Source organism: Psychrobacter sp. H7-1, assembly GCF_904846585.1.
In the GTDB taxonomy this organism is placed as follows: Bacteria; Pseudomonadota; Gammaproteobacteria; order Pseudomonadales; family Moraxellaceae; genus Psychrobacter; species Psychrobacter raelei.
Genome location: NZ_CAJHBH010000004.1, coordinates 127,073 through 143,188, shown reverse-complemented (window position 1 = coordinate 143,188; position 16,116 = coordinate 127,073). Strand labels below are relative to the sequence as shown.

The 16,116-nt window shown below is 42.7% G+C and carries 14 protein-coding genes; 8 read left to right on the top strand and 6 right to left on the bottom strand.

The window, feature by feature from the left end; all coding sequences use genetic code 11:
- The first annotated feature begins 121 nt into the window (after window positions 1-121).
- On the top strand, window positions 122-847 hold the full coding sequence (locus JMX92_RS02885) for a GntR family transcriptional regulator (RefSeq protein ID WP_011960008.1): 726 nt from the start codon (window positions 122-124) through the stop codon (window positions 845-847).
- A 153-nt stretch (window positions 848-1,000) separates the two neighbouring features.
- Here the strand turns inward: JMX92_RS02885 and JMX92_RS02880 are convergent, their stop codons facing one another.
- Both JMX92_RS02880 and maiA (JMX92_RS02875) read right to left on the bottom strand, forming a co-directional pair.
- Window positions 1,001-1,777 (bottom strand): sulfite exporter TauE/SafE family protein, encoded by a 777-nt coding sequence (locus JMX92_RS02880; protein WP_201543806.1) that lies wholly within the window; start codon window positions 1,775-1,777, stop codon window positions 1,001-1,003.
- 175 nt (window positions 1,778-1,952) lie between these two features.
- Window positions 1,953-2,594 carry a maleylacetoacetate isomerase gene (maiA, locus tag JMX92_RS02875; RefSeq protein WP_201543833.1) on the bottom strand — a complete coding sequence of 214 codons (642 nt, stop codon included), beginning with the start codon at window positions 2,592-2,594 and terminating at the stop codon, window positions 1,953-1,955.
- 212 nt (window positions 2,595-2,806) lie between these two features.
- On the opposite strand from maiA (JMX92_RS02875), the gene JMX92_RS02870 reads away from it, so the two are divergent.
- Entirely contained in the window at window positions 2,807-3,640 is an 834-nt protein-coding gene (locus JMX92_RS02870; RefSeq protein ID WP_201543805.1) for an IclR family transcriptional regulator, read from the top strand.
- Here JMX92_RS02870 and JMX92_RS02865 read toward each other — a convergent pair.
- The 4 genes from JMX92_RS02865 to JMX92_RS02850 form a co-directional block, all read right to left on the bottom strand.
- Complete coding sequence (locus JMX92_RS02865) at window positions 3,637-4,941, bottom strand: anaerobic sulfatase maturase (RefSeq protein WP_201543803.1); 1,305 nt, start codon at window positions 4,939-4,941, stop codon at window positions 3,637-3,639. The two genes, JMX92_RS02870 and JMX92_RS02865, sit on opposite strands and share 4 nt — an antisense overlap.
- A 172-nt stretch (window positions 4,942-5,113) precedes the next feature.
- Window positions 5,114-6,793 carry an arylsulfatase gene (locus JMX92_RS02860; RefSeq protein WP_201543802.1) on the bottom strand — a complete coding sequence of 560 codons (1,680 nt, stop codon included), beginning with the start codon at window positions 6,791-6,793 and terminating at the stop codon, window positions 5,114-5,116.
- A 176-nt stretch (window positions 6,794-6,969) separates the two neighbouring features.
- Window positions 6,970-7,179 (bottom strand): hypothetical protein, encoded by a 210-nt coding sequence (locus JMX92_RS02855; protein ID WP_155586964.1) that lies wholly within the window; start codon window positions 7,177-7,179, stop codon window positions 6,970-6,972.
- Between the two features lie 333 nt (window positions 7,180-7,512).
- Window positions 7,513-8,421, bottom strand: coding sequence for a LysR family transcriptional regulator (locus JMX92_RS02850; protein ID WP_011960012.1), 909 nt, complete (start codon window positions 8,419-8,421; stop codon window positions 7,513-7,515).
- 229 nt (window positions 8,422-8,650) lie between these two features.
- Here JMX92_RS02850 and JMX92_RS02845 point away from each other — a divergent pair, with 229 nt between their 5' ends.
- The 6 genes from JMX92_RS02845 to mdlC all read left to right on the top strand — a co-directional run bounded on the left by JMX92_RS02845 (window position 8,651) and on the right by mdlC (window position 16,095).
- On the top strand, window positions 8,651-9,700 hold the full coding sequence (locus tag JMX92_RS02845) for a cupin domain-containing protein (protein ID WP_201543801.1): 1,050 nt from the start codon (window positions 8,651-8,653) through the stop codon (window positions 9,698-9,700).
- A gap of 180 nt (window positions 9,701-9,880) precedes the next feature.
- Entirely contained in the window at window positions 9,881-10,528 is a 648-nt protein-coding gene (gene maiA / locus JMX92_RS02840; protein ID WP_201543800.1) for a maleylacetoacetate isomerase, read from the top strand.
- Between the two features lie 38 nt (window positions 10,529-10,566).
- Window positions 10,567-11,271: a fumarylacetoacetate hydrolase family protein gene (locus JMX92_RS02835; protein WP_011960015.1), complete on the top strand. Its 705-nt coding sequence runs from the start codon at window positions 10,567-10,569 to the stop codon at window positions 11,269-11,271.
- 237 nt (window positions 11,272-11,508) lie between these two features.
- Window positions 11,509-12,825 carry an MFS transporter gene (locus tag JMX92_RS02830; RefSeq protein WP_201543799.1) on the top strand — a complete coding sequence of 439 codons (1,317 nt, stop codon included), beginning with the start codon at window positions 11,509-11,511 and terminating at the stop codon, window positions 12,823-12,825.
- A 94-nt stretch (window positions 12,826-12,919) separates the two neighbouring features.
- Window positions 12,920-14,398: an aldehyde dehydrogenase family protein gene (locus JMX92_RS02825; protein WP_201543798.1), complete on the top strand. Its 1,479-nt coding sequence runs from the start codon at window positions 12,920-12,922 to the stop codon at window positions 14,396-14,398.
- A gap of 41 nt (window positions 14,399-14,439) precedes the next feature.
- Window positions 14,440-16,095 carry a benzoylformate decarboxylase gene (gene mdlC, locus JMX92_RS02820; protein WP_201543797.1) on the top strand — a complete coding sequence of 552 codons (1,656 nt, stop codon included), beginning with the start codon at window positions 14,440-14,442 and terminating at the stop codon, window positions 16,093-16,095.
- The last annotated feature ends 21 nt before the right edge of the window (window positions 16,096-16,116 follow it).

Here is a 16,116-nt window from a genome sequence, read left to right as displayed (position 1 = left end):
ACCGCTACTTAGATGAATATTAATATTAAAGGGATTTGGTATGTTCTCGCTTTTACAGTAATAAAAACGCTTGACGAGATTGAGACAGTTTATAAAAACGTATCTATTTTGGTGAAAAAAAATGTTAAATAATTTTAAAGATTTTAAAATCCCACGCTATGAGCAAGTGCGTTGGCACATACAGACATTATTGACTGAGAGCAAATGGGATGAGAATACGCCTTTACCTACAGAGCAGGAGTTTGCAGATAAGTATAAAGTATCGGTAGGAACTGTCCGTAAAGCTGTTGAAAAACTAGTAGAAGAGGGGATTTTAATAAAGCAGCAAGGCAAAGGCACTTTTTTAAAGCGTCCAGACTTTGAAAGCTCATTATTAAGGTTTTTTAAGTTCCGTGATAAAGACGCTGGCTATGGCACACCGACAGGTGTAATCAAAAAAATCATGGTAATAGACGGTATTGCTGATATTAATAAAAAACTTAATATAGGTAAAAACAAAGCTTTAATTTATATAGAACGAATGCGTATGGTTGAAGATAAAGTCTTGTTGAGTGAGAAGATTTGGTTACCTAAGAGTCGTTACGAAGCCTTTGCAACTTTAGATCCTGAAGATTTTGAGAATCTTCTCTATCCGTTTTACTATAAAAAGTGCGGCCAGTTTGTGTCATCTGCGGTAGAGACATTATTTTTTATAACTGACTATAAAGACCCTTATTTGGGCAATTCTGAGCAAGAAAGCTTGGTTAAGGTATGTCGTGTCGCTAAAAATTTAGAAGGTGAGCCTATCGAATATAGAGAGTCCTATGGGCTAGCTGAGAAGTTCAGTTATGAAATTAATATTATTTGATGGTGACTAAGCATGATTGTTTAAGCTAAGGGATATAAGATAAAAGGCAGTAACGTTAATAGGTTAGCGACTGCCAATCACTCAGCGAACATTTATATCTATTGTACTTTCAGGGTTTTGTATCGAACTGGGCGTCTATATAAAAGTAATGGTTTATGAGAACAACACATTGACGTTTCTTATTATCATTACTATGCCGCTGATGACCATTAGAATCAGCAACATTATTCTAAACTGACTAATACTCATGCCCGCCAAAAATCGTTTACCAATGATATTGCCAATAACGGCACCTAGCCCTAACACCAGACCATATACCCAAAGCTTGGCAGTGATTACGCCAAAAAAACTGTAGCTTCCTATTTGTACAATACCGACAAAAAAAGAGTTAGCGGTTTTAGTGGCAATAAGATTTTCTTTTTCTAGTCCGGCATTCATATAAAAAGGATTGAGGATAGGACCGAGACCACCTACCAACGTACTCATAAACGCGACAATAAAGCCCAAAGGGATAAAACCTACTTTTGGCATATCAAATGTTTTACTTACCTTGCCAAATTTATATTGAAAAATAGTAGAGACTAAAAAAACGCCAACCAATAACTGAATCCAGTTTGCATCTAACCGGCTAAAAACCAATGCTGCTAGCCACGCGCCTATGATGGCGCTTGGTACATAGTATTTGGTTAATGACCAATCAATAGCACTCCAGAATAAATAAAGCCGTGAGGCATTACTAATAAGGGTAGCCAGATTAATGACAGGTGGTGCAATTGCTGTCCCTATCATCGACGAGGTGACTGGTATCAACAACATGGCACCGCCACCACCTGATACCGTAGAGATGATAAAAGCAATGATGCCAGCGACAAATAGGCCTACTAAATGCCAATGTGGGATGGTCTGCAATAGATCTAAAAAAATGCACACTATGAAATCCTATTCTAGGAGTGACACCAAATAATGATTTTTCACATAATCAATGCACAAATCCTGTCAGCACGCCACGCTTAACACAACATCATAGAACATTAAGCCACCTGTCTGCATTCAGACATACGAAGTTTGGGCGATTAGACCATCTGTCTTAAGAAGCTGTTTATTGCTAGTGCGGTGCATCAGGTTGGTTCATAGGCTCAGCATCAATAAATGCTTTGATCGTACGACAGCGTTCATCAATGCGCATAATGTTGGGGAAAGGGGTTAAATCAACTTTGAAGCGACGCGCCGAATAGATTTGTGGAATCAAATAGCAATCGGCAAAAGTTGGGCGGTTGCCATAACAAAAATCTTCTCGAGCACTGTCTTTGGCCAATAACGTCTCAAGTGCAGTAAAACCATCAGAAATCCAGCGTTGACACCACAATAGAACCTGTTCTTCATCGACCGATAACTCGTTGCGTAAATACTGCAAGATGCGGCGGTTATTAATAGGGTGAATATCGCAGCCAACCATGGCGCTTAGTGCGCGCACTTTCATGCGGCCAGCAGCATCTTTAGGCAATAAAAGTGTTTCTGGATAGGTCTCCTCTAACCACTCTAAAATAGCCGGGCTTTGGAACAGCATTAGATCATCTGTTTGTAGCGCAGGTACCAAACCTTGCGGATTAATCACTTTGAAGGCCGATTCTAGCTGCTCATCTTGGGCTAAGTTAACAGAGATGTTATCATAATCTAGGCCTTTAAGGTTCATGGCAATACGCGTACGATGTGACGTACCGCTACGAAAGTAACCATATAAAGTCATCATAATTGTTCTCCTAAGTTTCTTTCTTTCAAGTGTTTAAGATAAATGACGGTTAATAATTAACGGTGACTGTTTAATCTCTTTAACCGTGTTAATAATTAATCATTGTGTATATAATTACATAATAAGTAATATGACCATGTTTTAATGAATAATTACCGTTATTAAGGTATTTACTGCACTTGACCAAGCACTATTTAACTGAGGGTATAATGTCAGCAAAAGAATCAACACCTAAAAATCAAAATGGCGTACAGTCGCTTGAGATCGGACTCTCAATTTTAGATATACTCATTGATCATCACGAACCTATGATGCTCAAAGACATTGCTCAATCAATGGGAATGCATCCTGCAAAAATGCATCGCTACTTGGTCAGTCTCATTCGTAAAGACTATGCACGAAAACTAAGTGATGGACGCTACGGACTTGGCAATCGAGGTAACACGCTAGGCCCCATCAGTCTGGATCAAGGCAGTCTTTTGCAGCGTATCATGGATGCCGCAACCGAAATCAAAGACACGGTTCATTGCGGTGTACAAGTTGCCAAATGGTTTAACGAGGGGCCAATTGTTATTCACTCATTCGAACCTGACAGACCCATCAGTATCATTACTCGCATAGGGTCGCGTATGCCATTGACGTCTTCTGCCACAGGTAGGCTATTTGCCAGCTATCAGCCTGATACCCTCATTAAGCCATTGGTGCGCTCAGAGTGGCAAGATGATGGGCATAATCCTCTCTTTAATAAGCCTACTGATTTGAATGCTAAATGGCAAGATTTTACTCAGCTACAAACCGATATTCGTTCGCAAGGTTATGCAACGGTGACAGGTGATATGCTCATGGGTATTAACGCAATCAGCATTCCGGTTATCCCTTCAGCGCCTAAAGCCGATGAAACTGAGCGTTCACTTATTGAACAGACACCGCTGGAATATGCAATCACCATTATTGGTACGCCTGAGCAATTGCCGCTAGGTAACGGTGACATCATAGATGCCGTACGTTCAATCGCTAAGCGTTATCAGATTAGCCAGTTTTAATTTAATCTAAGCTTTTGTTTGATGAGTGGCAAGTCCGAGCTCACCTGTGCGTAGTACATTTTTAGTCCTGCGCAAAGGTAGCTTAAGCCCAGCTCTCCATCAGGCGTCTTTATAAAACGGTGCTTGGGACAATCTCCCCAGCACAGTGATAAAAAATCACATGTCTTGCAATAATTAGGCAGGGTGGTTTGCTTTAAATAACCAAACTGAGTTTGCTTTTTGCTAAACGCCAAGTCTCCTTGATGAGTGTGGTGAATATTGCCTAATTTATATTCTGGGTAAACAAAGTGATCACAGCAATACAAATCCCCATTGTGCTCTAAAGCCAAAGCTTTACCGCAAATGGGCGCGGTGGTGCATTTTTGCGCGCCTTTTTTTAGAGCCTGTGAAATTGTATTTTCAAAATGGTCGACAAACACGCGACCGAAATCTAAAGCAATCCATTCTTGCCACACAGTGGTCAAAAACGCCCCCCAGCCTTGGGGTGTGATTGACCAGTCAGTGACCACGTCATCCGTTATTTCTAATTCAGATCTGTCTGTTAGCTCATCGATTTGCTTGAGTGAATTTGGTTTCCAGTGCAAGGTTGCAACGGTTTTATAGTCCAGCGGCTCAACCCCAGCCAAGAACTGAATCATGCGCGGTTTGACCTCGTCACGCAAAAATCGATAAACAGCCAAAGGCTCTTTTGCGTTTTCATTATTAACCACACACAGCGCATTAAAAGGGATGCCGTACTCTTTTAGGCGACTAATGGCTGCCATCACAAGGTCATGGGTGGGCTTGTCGTTATTGGTACGGCGGTAGCGGTCATGCAAATGTTTGGGGCCGTCAATCGAGATGCCTACCAAAAAATTATTGGCCGCCAAAAACTGACACCATTTTTCATCGAGTAATAAGCCATTGGTTTGGATGTCGTTATGAATGACCATATCATCAGGACAATATTGTTTTTGCAGCTCAACCACTCGAGTAAAAAAATCTAACCCCATTAAGGTTGGCTCGCCCCCTTGCCAGGTGAAGACCACTTCTTTAGCGCCAAATTGTGCCTCGATATATTGCCTAATGTGCTGCTCTAGGGTTTCTTCTGGCATGCGTGGATGCTTAGGTTGATTCAGCAAATCTTGTTTGTGCAGATAAAAGCAGTAATCGCAATTAATATTGCAAGCAGACCCGCTCGGTTTTAACATGGTATGAAAGCGATAAGCCGTATGCTGCGTATTCTTTAAATTGAGTTTGGGATGTGTTGCTAGGTTATTGGGGTTATGGTGATTGACAGGTACGGTAGGGATGCGTTTCATAAGTATAGACTCTATAAGTTTAAAGCGTATGTTGCTCAATTGATGCTGAGCTCAGCTTGAGTCAAAAGCGGCAGCCTTAACCGGGTATATCGCACCCAAACGTTTTGGGGTTGGTTAAAGCTGCTTACGTTTTGTTCAGATTAAGCAATGACTATCAATGCCTGAATCCTTTTTATTTGCTACTTGGCGACACTTCCACTATCCCCACTTTTTTAGCATAATCGTTGTAACTGTTGATCATACTGTCTAAGATTCCAGGGTGCTTATCAGCAATATTGGTTGTTTCACCTGGATCCTGACTGAGGTTGTATAGTTGCCATTTTTGAGTGGGTATGACGTTCTCTTCTAACCCTGCAAAGCGATGCGTATGGGCAATCGCTTTAAATTCGCCCAAACGAACCATTTTGGCACCATTCATTTCAAGGGTTTTAGGCTCATAAGGACCTTGTGCCCCCAGTGTCGGCTGTGAGATGGCCTGCATTAAGCTCTCACCATCTAAGGCAGCTTTACCTTTTGGTGTGGTTTTTTCTACGCCAGCAATATCGAGAATGGTGGGTGCTAAATCCATAAGGTTGCTATACTTATTTGATACTTTTTTCTTAGGAACGCTAGGTCCAGAAACAATCAAAGGAGAGCGGACGCCACCTTCAGAGGTATATCCTTTAAATAGCGCAAATGGCATGTTAGACGCTTGAGCCCAGCCAGTACCCATTGATACATAGCTGTCGTAATTGCCCATATTCTCTAGAGAGTTATTGTGCGCATTATTGACCCAGTCTTTCCATCTACCAGCAGTTTCACGATATTTGCCCGCAGCGCCATTGTCTGAGAAAAAGAAGATGTAGGTGTTATCAAGCTCACCTTTAGCACGAAGGTTGTCAACAATTCTGCCAATATTACTGTCCATGTTATCGACCATGGCAGCATATATTTGCATACGCTTGATCTCTTTTTGTCTGTCCAATTCGCTAAAGCTATCCCATTCTGGATACCCAACCATAGTAGGTTGTTTGGCTGTTTGTGGAATAAGGTTTAATTTTTTTGCATTCTCAAATCGTTGGGTCGCTAAAGCACGTGGGCCATCTTGATAATAACCACTGTATTTTTCTATATCTTCACGTGGTGCTTGCAAAGGCGAGTGCGGTGCTGTGAATTGCAAATAGGCAAAGAAAGGTTTGTCCTTTGGACGCTTATCTAGAGAGGTTATTAAATAATCGGCAAAATTTTTCGATGAGTAATAGTTGTCAGGTAGCTCTGTAAGCTTACCATTTAAGCGATAGGGCTGATCGCCATCGGGTCCCTCTGGATAGTTATCGCGCTTGAAATGATTTCCTTCCCCTTTTAGATACACAAAAGATTCATCAAACCCCCATTTATTGGGGGCATCTTTTTCTTCTGTGCCTAAATGCCATTTACCAGACATCACGGTAAAATAACCTGCTTGCTGCAAACGCTGAGCAATCGTTATAGCGTTGTCATTTAAGTGGCCTACATAATCAGGACTAGCTTTCTGCTCTGGTGTACTCAGTTCAATTAGATTACCCAAACCCACTTCATGTGGATCTGATCCTGTTAAGAATGCAGCTCTAGAAGGTGCAGAGTAGGGCGTTACCGTAAAGTCGGTAAAGCTTACCCCATTTTCTGCTAGCAGCTGTAGGTTTGGCGTCTGAATTTCACCGCCATAAGGCGAGATATCTGAGAAGCCAAGATCATCAGCCATAATGACCAATACGTTAGGGGCTTTTTGATTATTAGCATTATCAGCAGGCATCGTTGCCGCATGTCCTAATGACATGCCGGTTAGCATCATGCCTGATACTGTGGCTAATTTATGATTAAAAGTAGTCGACATTGCGTATATCCTTATACTCTTGTAAATAAATTTAATAATATAGAAAAAACCGTTATAGGCAGATAGCTAAGCCTTGATAAAAGAAGGTTTTTCCTGGCTTTTAACTGATGTTGTTAATCTCTAACTCATCAGTACTAACGATATTGCAGCAGGTGCAATTAAGAAGGCTAATCGGATTAGGTCAGATACAATAAATTATCCAAACTTAATAAACCTTGTGTGTCTAATACCGATAAATTTAGTGCACACTCTTTAATGGCAATACCTGTACGGCAAGCACCATCTTCGGTATGACTAAAAATAGCATACGCAAGGTCGTGGATAGAAAAGTCAGAATAAGCAGCGGTACGGATGAAAGAGGGGAGGGAATGGTCAATCATTGACATGATATGCTCCTTGCAAATATAGCTCCCTTTACGCTATAGATAACTTCTTACGTATAGTGGAATTTATATTATCTTATATTACATTGCAAGTATTTTTGCCAGATAAACTATCACAAATAGCGCATTCTAATTTGGCCACTCGTTGCAGGCAGGCGTGGTCAAGTCGTCGGCTTAATGGATGATATTTCAACCTGTGCTGCGCTATTAGATCGCATTGTCGCTGATTGTAAGCAGCGATTGTTTATTGCCTCAAGCTAGATGGCATAGGCCATCCTAAGGGCTGCGTTGTGTATGTTACGGGGCTTAGTGTTTTTGGCTGAAGATAAATGGTAGTTAGCTGTCATTATCTTGGTGAAACAAGGCATAACACACCTGTCTTAGCCACTGATTATCAGGATTTGCATGCATCCGTTCGTGCCAGTGCTGCTTTACCTGATATTTGGGAATGTCTAAGGGGAGGGGCAAAGTGTGGAGACGGTTTTCTTGTAACAGTAATTTGGCCAATTTATCAGGCAACGTGGCGACCAAATCAGTCTGTTGAATAATTAACCCCACGCCTAGATACGTGGGTAAGGTGATGGCGATATGACGTTTTATATGTCGCCGTCGTAAATGGTCTTCAAGAAGATAGTGACCTGTACCACTGGATATCACATCCGCATGCTGCTCTTGTTGATAGGCTTCAAGTGTTAACGTATTTTGTGTGAGTCGTGGATGGTCTTGACGGACCACTACCGAATAATGCTGCTCAAAAAAGGTTTGTTGAAAAAAGCCTGCTTCAAGATGTGGAATATAACCAATTGCCAAATCAATTTCGCCACTACTCATCCGTGAAGGGGTATCGCTATTAATGGCAGAGATATCAAGCTTGGTATGAGGCGCATGCTGTTTTAGATATTTTATCAATTTAGGCACAATAATCATGTGACTGATATCAGTCATACTGATATGAAATCTTCGTGATGAATTTTTTGGTTCAAAGTGATGTGTATAGTCATTAACTGCGCGAATATGCTGCAGCGCATTATTAACTAAAGGAAATAAATTTTGTGCCGTTTGGGTAGGCTGCATTTGATTACCCACTCTCACAAATAATGGATCATCAAAATGCTGGCGTAATTTATTTAAGCCCAGACTTGCAGCGGGCTGCCCTATATCCAGCTTTTGTGCAGCTTTGGAGATGGTATTCTGCTGATAGATGGCTTGGAACAGTAATAACAGCCTGACATCAATATCAAACATATGGTCTTTCCTAGTTGTCTATTTCACTTTAAATAAGCTTGTTTTAGAAGTGGCGTGTTTTAGAAGTGCCGTGGCTGTTTTAACCGCCAAGCGGATGCTTGATAAGATGTATTGTAGCAAGGTTATTAATATTTTTAATAGAGTGAATTATTTTGATTGCATAGATGAAACAGATAGTGGGTGATACAGTATAAAAATAGTCAATCACTATTTTTATGGAGTCTCCCTCATGGAAGAGTTAGCCACCTTGGCAGATTTGCCAGCCGATTATGTCACAGACATTAACAGTAAAAATTTGGTTCCACTTTGGCCAAGCCTACGTGATGTTCTTCCTCCTCTGAGTCCTAAACCTCGTACCAAGCCCACGCTTTGGGCGTATAAAGATATTCGTGGACCACTTTTAAAGTCTGGTGAGTTAACACCGGTTGAAAAAGCGGAGCGTCGAGTATTGGTACTGGCTAACCCTGGGCTTGGACTTGACAATATGTCAGCAAGTCCGGTGATTTATCTGGGCATGCAGTTACTACTGCCAGGTGAATGGGCGCCTTCTCATCGTCACACCCCCAATGCCGTACGCTTAATTGTTGAAGGGGATGGGGCGTACACCACCATTGATGGGATAAAATGCCCCATGGAACATGGTGACTTGATTTTAACCCCCTCTGGTACTTGGCATGAACATGGTCACGATGGCGATGAGCCTGTCATTTGGTTAGATATTTTAGATTTGCCGCTGGTTTATTATAGCGAAGCTACCTATGTAGAGCCTATCGGTCGCCAACAAGTCGAGTCCACCTCCATCAACTCTCCCTATGTCAATGGGATCGTACCTGTCAAAAACTTTGTCCGTAATGATGCGGCATATCCCATCTTACGTTATCGCTGGCGTGATGTTAAACATGCGCTGCACACGATAGCTGAGAATGAGCCAGACGCTGAAATCGTACAAGTAGCGTATACCAACCCTGAAAATGGTCAACCTGCTGAGCAGATTATCGGCTTTAGCTGTATCATGCTACGCCCCAATGAAACGGTTAAGCTTGTCAAGCGCTCGTGTGCCATGGCGTTTCATGTCATCGATGGTGATATGAAAATGACCATCAATAATGCAAATGACGTACAAGACTTTACCATGACACGCTCTGACACCAGTGTAGCCCCTTGTTTTGCCGAGGTCGACTTAACGAACTTAAGCGACAAGCCTTGCTACGTCTTTGTGGCAGATGAAGCCCCATTCCAGCAAAAAATTGGGGTGTATTCAGAGCGTGAACGGGGTTAGTCGTCGTTTGACCAACACATATTGACCAACACATTAAAAATAAAACGCTGATATCAAAAGCTCACGTTTGTTAACTAGGGGGCTATTTTACGCCCTATTATAAAGGGTGAATAGATGAATGTCGTTTTATTGAATTTTTTCAAATCAATGAAGGTCGTACCGGTAAATTAAGGAATAGCCATGAAGCTCTACAATTTTTTTAGAAGTGGTACATCGCACCGTACTCGTATTGTATTGAACTTAAAAGGGCTGGATTATGATTATGTGGCGGTAAGTCTTGCTAAAGAAGAGCACTTACAACCTGCATTTAAAGCATTAAATCCTCAAGGGCTTGTGCCAGTTCTCCAAACAGACGATACGTTATTATTTCAAAGCCCTGCCATCATTGAATGGCTTGAAGAGCAGTATCCTGATCCTGCATTACTACCCAAAGATCCTTTTGAGCGTGCTCACGTACGTGCGTTAGCAGCAATGGTAGGCTGCGATATCCATCCCATCAACAACCGTCGTATTTTGCAATACCTTCGCAATGAATTGCACCAAGATGAAGAAGCGGTATTAACGTGGTGTAAGCAGTGGATTAACGATGGTTTTACTGCCCTAGAGCAAATACTTAGCGAAGATAAGAACCGTCAAGGTTTTTGTTTTGGTGACACACCGACCATCGCTGATGCCTATTTAATTCCACAAATTGAATCTGCAAAACGCTTTGAGGTGGATTTGACCCCATACCCCTTAATTCGTGAAGTAGAAGCCAATTGTATGCAGTTACCAGCGTTTATTGATGCTGCCCCGTTTAAGCAACCTGATGCCCCTGCTAAGGTATAAAGCATCACTAATTAAATGATTAAAAATAAGGAGTTACCATGAGCCAAGTTGTCGCCCCTATGAATGCCGTTGAGTTACCCATTCATGGCAGTCAAGATACCTTTCCTGTTCGCCGTATTTATTGTGTAGGACGCAATTATGCCGCCCACGCCAAAGAGATGGGCTTTGACCCTAACCGCGAACCACCATTTTTCTTTTGTAAGCCTAATGATGCTGAATCAATTCTGCCAATAAAAGCAGGTGAAAATTATCAGCTACCTTATCCGGATCAGACCCAAAACTACCATTATGAAGTTGAACTGGTAGTGGCTATCGGAAAACAAGGTAAAAATATTAGTGTTGAGAGTGCTAAAGACCATATCTATGGCTACGCAGTTGGCCTTGACATGACACGTCGTGATTTACAGATGAAAATGCGTGAAATGGGCCGTCCTTGGGAAATCGGTAAGGCATTTGATTACTCTGCGCCAATTGGTGAGATTTATCCGCTAAGTGATGTTGGTGAAATCAACCAAGCTGATATTAAATTGACCGTTAATGGTGAGACTAAACAGCACAGCGATGTCAACCACTTGATCTGGGATGTGTCTGAGACTATTGCTGAGCTGTCTAAACTTTTTGAGTTACGAGCTGGCGATTTAATTTTTACTGGTACACCTGAAGGGGTGGGGGCAGTGGTCAAAGGCGATACCATGGTTGCTGAGGTTGAAGGACTGGGCAAAATTGAAGTCACTGTGGTATAGACGAACCATTTTTTATTCCATAAGCCATTCCCTTGTTCAACGATGATCATGTGATTCATTTAAATCACTGTGAGAAAAGTGATGGATAAACATAGATAGTGAGGTTTGATTTTTAAACATTTAAAAAGGTGATTAAGATTTCTAACTCACTATCTATAGGTTTATTGATGTTGCTCGTTGATAGTAGATGAGTGCTTTGAAAAGTATTTTAAAGTAGGTGTTAAACAAGGATGTTACATGAAATCAATCGTATTAAAGGATTTTATTGATAGTCGAGCGCTTGGCAATCGTCAAAAGTCTATTATAGCCCTATGTATGGCTCTAATGATTTTGGACGGTTATGATATACAAGCGATGGCTTATGCCGCCCCTCTAATTATTAGTGATTGGCAAATTGACAAAACCATGCTGGGTGCGGTGTTCAGCTCAAGCTTGGTTGGTTTGTTCTTTGGTTCATTATTGATTAGTAATTTGTCAGATCGCTTTGGGCGTCGTATCATTTTGCTAATCTCAACCTTACTGTTTTCGATATTTATGTTAGTCACGCCAATGGCTCATAACCTAGAGCAATTGGCGATTTTGCGTTTTGTGACGGGTATTTTTTTGGGCGGTATTATGCCCAATGCTATGGCATATTGTGCTGAGATTGTGCCAAGCAAATACCGTGTGTTTACAATGATTATGATCTCATCAGGCTTTACCATTGGCGCAATGCTAGGTGGTTTTGTGGCAACGTGGTTAAAGGCTTATGGGTGGCAAGCAATCTTTTATTTTGGTGGTATCGTCCCCTTAATTTTGTTTGTGATCATGTTTATGGCCTTGCCCGAGTCGTTACAATTCTTGGCCTCAAAGCCCAATAATGAGAGCAAGATAAAGTCAATATTACAGCGCTTTTATCCCAGTGCTACTATATCTAATGACACCACTATCATATTACCTAAGAATGAAACGGTTAAAGCCTCACCAATAGAATTATTTAAAGAAAATCGCAGCTTTTTTACCATCACTATCTGGATTGCCAGTATGATGAACTTGATGAGCTTGTACTTTTTATCAAGTTGGCTACCGACACTGGGTATGGAGGCAGGACTTACCACCACTCAAGCGTTAATGATAGGCTCAACGTTACAATTTGGCGGTACAGTGGGTAGTTTATTGATGGGGACACGCATCAATAAGCTGGGCTTTTATAAAGTATTAATTCCCATCTTTATAGTGGCTGCTCTTAGTGTTGCAATGATTGGCTTTAGTGCAGGCAGTATTGTAGTGCTATTTATTGTGGTGTTTATTGCAGGGTTCACGGTTGTCGGTGGACAACCTACACTTAATGCGTTGTCTGCTGAACGCTATCCTACCTTGCTACGTACAACAGGTGTTGGCTGGAGCTTGGGAATTGGTAGAATTGGATCGATGATAGGCCCGGTTATTGGCGGCTTGCTCTCAAAATCTTTAACATTAAGTACACTGTTTTTATTTGCAGCAGTGCCTTCAATTGTGGTAGTTATAATGATGATAATGCAAGCAAGACACCCTGGTAGTAAGTCTGAGCTTTAGTAACTTAATTTCAGATACGATCTCAGTTACGTTTAAATAAAAAGCTAAGACCATAGGGTATTAACGAACAATAATCTAACAAGGAATTGCCAACATGACATCAACTAATAAAACAATACAACATGCGCGTCACTGGATAAATGGCGAATGGGTAGATAGCGGTATTAAGAAAGAAAGCATCAACCCAAGTACCGGGGAGGTGATTGGCAGCTATGTTGAAGGTGGCGAAACTGAAGCAGAGATGGCAATTAAAGCTGCTCATGACACATTTACTAACACTGATTGGCGCACCAATCGTGAATTAAGATTTAACGTACTACAAGAAATGGTACAAGCATTTGATGCCCGGCAAGATGAGCTTGCCACAATCCTTGCCACTGAAAATGGTAAGATTTTGGGCGAGGCCAATTTTGAGATCAGTCTGGTTAAACCCAACCTAAACTTTGCTGCATCAACTATTTATACTACTTATGGCCGCGCCGCCGAATGGTCAGCAGGCAAGTTCTCAGTCGTTTTAAAAGAGCCTGTGGGCGTAGCTGGCATTAGCGTACCTTGGAACTCTCCAGTAGCCCTGTTGATTCGCTCATTGGCACCTGCATTAGCAGCAGGCTGTACCACCGTGCTTAAAATGCCGGGTCAAACAGCATTAACCAATGCCACAATAGCTGACATCTTAGCAAGCATTAAGTCCTTGCCAAAAGGTGTGATTAATATGGTCACTGGCGAGAGAGAACTGCTAGAAACCATCGTTACTCACCCTCATGTGCCAACCATTAGCTTTACTGGCAGTACCAATACGGGTCGTGCATTACAAGAAGAGGGCGCGAAGCAATTAAAACGCTTTGGTCTAGAGTTAGGTGGCAAAACACCACTGATTGTTTTCAACGATGCTGACATTGATGCGTTGATTCCCAAGGCCGAAAAAGCCCTGACCGTATTTGCAGGACAGTTTTGTATGACAGGCAGCCGTATCTTGGTGCAAAGCGATGTCGCTGAGCAAGTACGTCAAAAGCTTGTCGAGCGCTTAGCCAACGTCAAAGTCGGTAATGCCCTTGACCCTGAAAGCGATATGGGCGCACTGATAGACATGAACAGTGTCAATCGGGTTGATGGTATGGTTGAAGATGCCATCGCTAAAGGTGCTAAAGTCTTATTACGAGGCGGGAAATTTACCGACGGTGAGCTTGCCAAGGGGGCGTTTTATCAACCTTGCTTATTAGAAGTCGATGATAATCAAGCAGATATTGTGCAATCAGAGGTATTTGGTCCGGTCTTGACGCTACAGGTATTTGACACTGAGGCCGAAGCGATTGAGCTGGCGAATGGCACACAATATGGACTGGCAGCGAGCATCTGGACAAGAGATGTGGACAGACCGTTACGCATTGCCCGTGCTATTGAAGCTGGCACTATCTGGATTAATGATTGGGTAGTGATGCGAGATGAGTTTGAGGAGGGCGGCTACAAACAAAGTGGCAGTGGTCGTTTGCGCGGTATGGCAAGTATTGAAGACTTTATCGAATACAAGCACATCGTCATGCAGCCTGGTGTCGCAGGTACGTCAGCCGATTAGTATTTAGCTACTTCTTCGCGTTGTTACATAAGGAAATGATAATGCAACACGATTCAATAACCCCCTTATCAACAAAGACGTCTATGTTAGATACCACAGCGGAGTCTGTGGTATCGCAGACCGTGCAGCAGGTGGTGTTTGAGTTAATGCGCACGCTTAACATGACCACCGTTTTTGGTAATCCTGGGTCCACTGAACTGAATTTTCTGACCAACTTTCCTGAAGACTTCTCTTATGTATTAGGCTTGCATGAAGCTTCAGTGGTCGGTATGGCAGATGGTTATGCTCAGGCTACAGGTAATGCCGCTTTTGTTAATCTACATTCGGCTGCAGGTGTGGGCAATGCGTTAGGCAATATTTTTACCGCCTACCGCAACCACACCCCGTTAGTCATTACAGCAGGGCAGCAAGCCCGTAGTTTATTACCCTTTGCTCCGTATTTGGGCGCTGAGCAAGCTGCACAGTTTCCACAGCCTTATATTAAATGGAGTATTGAGCCTGCCCGCGCGGAAGATGTGCCGCTAGCTATTGCTCAGGCATATTTAATAGCCATGCAGCACCCACAGGGCCCGACATTTGTGTCGATTCCGTCCGATGATTGGGACAAGCCTGCGGTATTGCCACTGCTATCACAGTCTTGTGGCCATAGTATTCCAAGCCCAGATGCGTTGGCTGAGCTGGTAGAGGTTATGTCAACCAGTCAGAATATGGCACTGGTTGTTGGCTCAGATGTTGATCGCCAAGGGGGTTTTGAGTTGGCGGTTGCTGTCGCAGAAGCGTGTCAAGCTCCTGTGTGGGAAGCGCCAAACTCCAGTCGAGCAAGTTTTCCTGAAAACCATCCTTTATTTGCCGGATTCTTACCTGCAATTCCTGAGAAGCTGAGCGAAAAGCTACTTGGCTATGATACGATTGTGGTGATAGGGGCACCTGCTTTTACTTTACATGTTGCAGGGACACTCTCGCTCAAAAAGAGCAAGATTTATCAGCTTACCGATGATCCACAGTATGCGGCTCAATCATTGGCAACAAAAACCTTATCAGGCAATATACGCGATAGCCTACAAGCGCTATTAGACAAATTGCCCACGAGTATGACACCTCGCTCAGGGCTTGATTTGCCGGTTCGTAAGCCTGCCGCTGAGGTTCAGGGCAGCAATCCAATTAGCATTGAGTATGTGATGGCGACATTGGCGAAATATTGCCCAGAAGATGTCGTTATCGTTGAAGAGGCTCCCTCACACCGTCCTGCGATTCAGCGTTATTTGCCCATTACTCAGCCTAAGAGTTTTTATACGATGGCAAGCGGGGGACTGGGTTATGGGTTACCGGCTGCCGTTGGGGTTGCTTTGGGCACCCAGCGTCGCACCCTATGTCTCATTGGTGATGGCTCCTCCATGTATTCTATCCAAGCCATCTGGACCGCCGTACAGCATAACTTACCGGTTACGGTCATTGTGTTGAATAATACAGGCTATGGGGCGATGCGCTCGTTTAGTAAAATTATGGGTAGCACGCAAGTACCAGGCTTAGACCTACCTAATATTAATTTTGTTCAGCTGGCACAAAGTATGGGATGCCAAGCGCAAAAAGTAACAGACTATTCTGTGCTTGATAAAGTGTTCGCTGATACCATGCAAGCAGCGGGTAGTTATTTGCTAGAGATTATGGTCGATGCCAATACAGGCGCTGTCTATTAGAGTTGGCAAGACTTGTCACCC

What these genes read in the sequence shown, in the direction of transcription:
- JMX92_RS02850 (WP_011960012.1), bottom strand. Translation starts at nt 8,421, where the DNA reads ATGTTTGATATTGATGTCAGGCTGTTATTACTGTTCCAAGCCATCTAT.
- maiA (WP_201543833.1), bottom strand. Translation starts at nt 2,594, where the DNA reads ATGACTTTATATGGTTACTTTCGTAGCGGTACGTCACATCGTACGCGT.
- JMX92_RS02885 (WP_011960008.1), top strand. Translation starts at nt 122, where the DNA reads ATGTTAAATAATTTTAAAGATTTTAAAATCCCACGCTATGAGCAAGTG.
- JMX92_RS02855 (WP_155586964.1), bottom strand. Translation starts at nt 7,179, where the DNA reads ATGTCAATGATTGACCATTCCCTCCCCTCTTTCATCCGTACCGCTGCT.
- JMX92_RS02870 (WP_201543805.1), top strand. Translation starts at nt 2,807, where the DNA reads ATGTCAGCAAAAGAATCAACACCTAAAAATCAAAATGGCGTACAGTCG.
- JMX92_RS02835 (WP_011960015.1), top strand. Translation starts at nt 10,567, where the DNA reads ATGAGCCAAGTTGTCGCCCCTATGAATGCCGTTGAGTTACCCATTCAT.
- JMX92_RS02845 (WP_201543801.1), top strand. Translation starts at nt 8,651, where the DNA reads ATGGAAGAGTTAGCCACCTTGGCAGATTTGCCAGCCGATTATGTCACA.
- JMX92_RS02860 (WP_201543802.1), bottom strand. Translation starts at nt 6,793, where the DNA reads ATGTCGACTACTTTTAATCATAAATTAGCCACAGTATCAGGCATGATG.
- JMX92_RS02830 (WP_201543799.1), top strand. Translation starts at nt 11,509, where the DNA reads ATGAAATCAATCGTATTAAAGGATTTTATTGATAGTCGAGCGCTTGGC.
- JMX92_RS02825 (WP_201543798.1), top strand. Translation starts at nt 12,920, where the DNA reads ATGACATCAACTAATAAAACAATACAACATGCGCGTCACTGGATAAAT.
- mdlC (WP_201543797.1), top strand. Translation starts at nt 14,440, where the DNA reads ATGCAACACGATTCAATAACCCCCTTATCAACAAAGACGTCTATGTTA.
- maiA (WP_201543800.1), top strand. Translation starts at nt 9,881, where the DNA reads ATGAAGCTCTACAATTTTTTTAGAAGTGGTACATCGCACCGTACTCGT.
- JMX92_RS02865 (WP_201543803.1), bottom strand. Translation starts at nt 4,941, where the DNA reads ATGAAACGCATCCCTACCGTACCTGTCAATCACCATAACCCCAATAAC.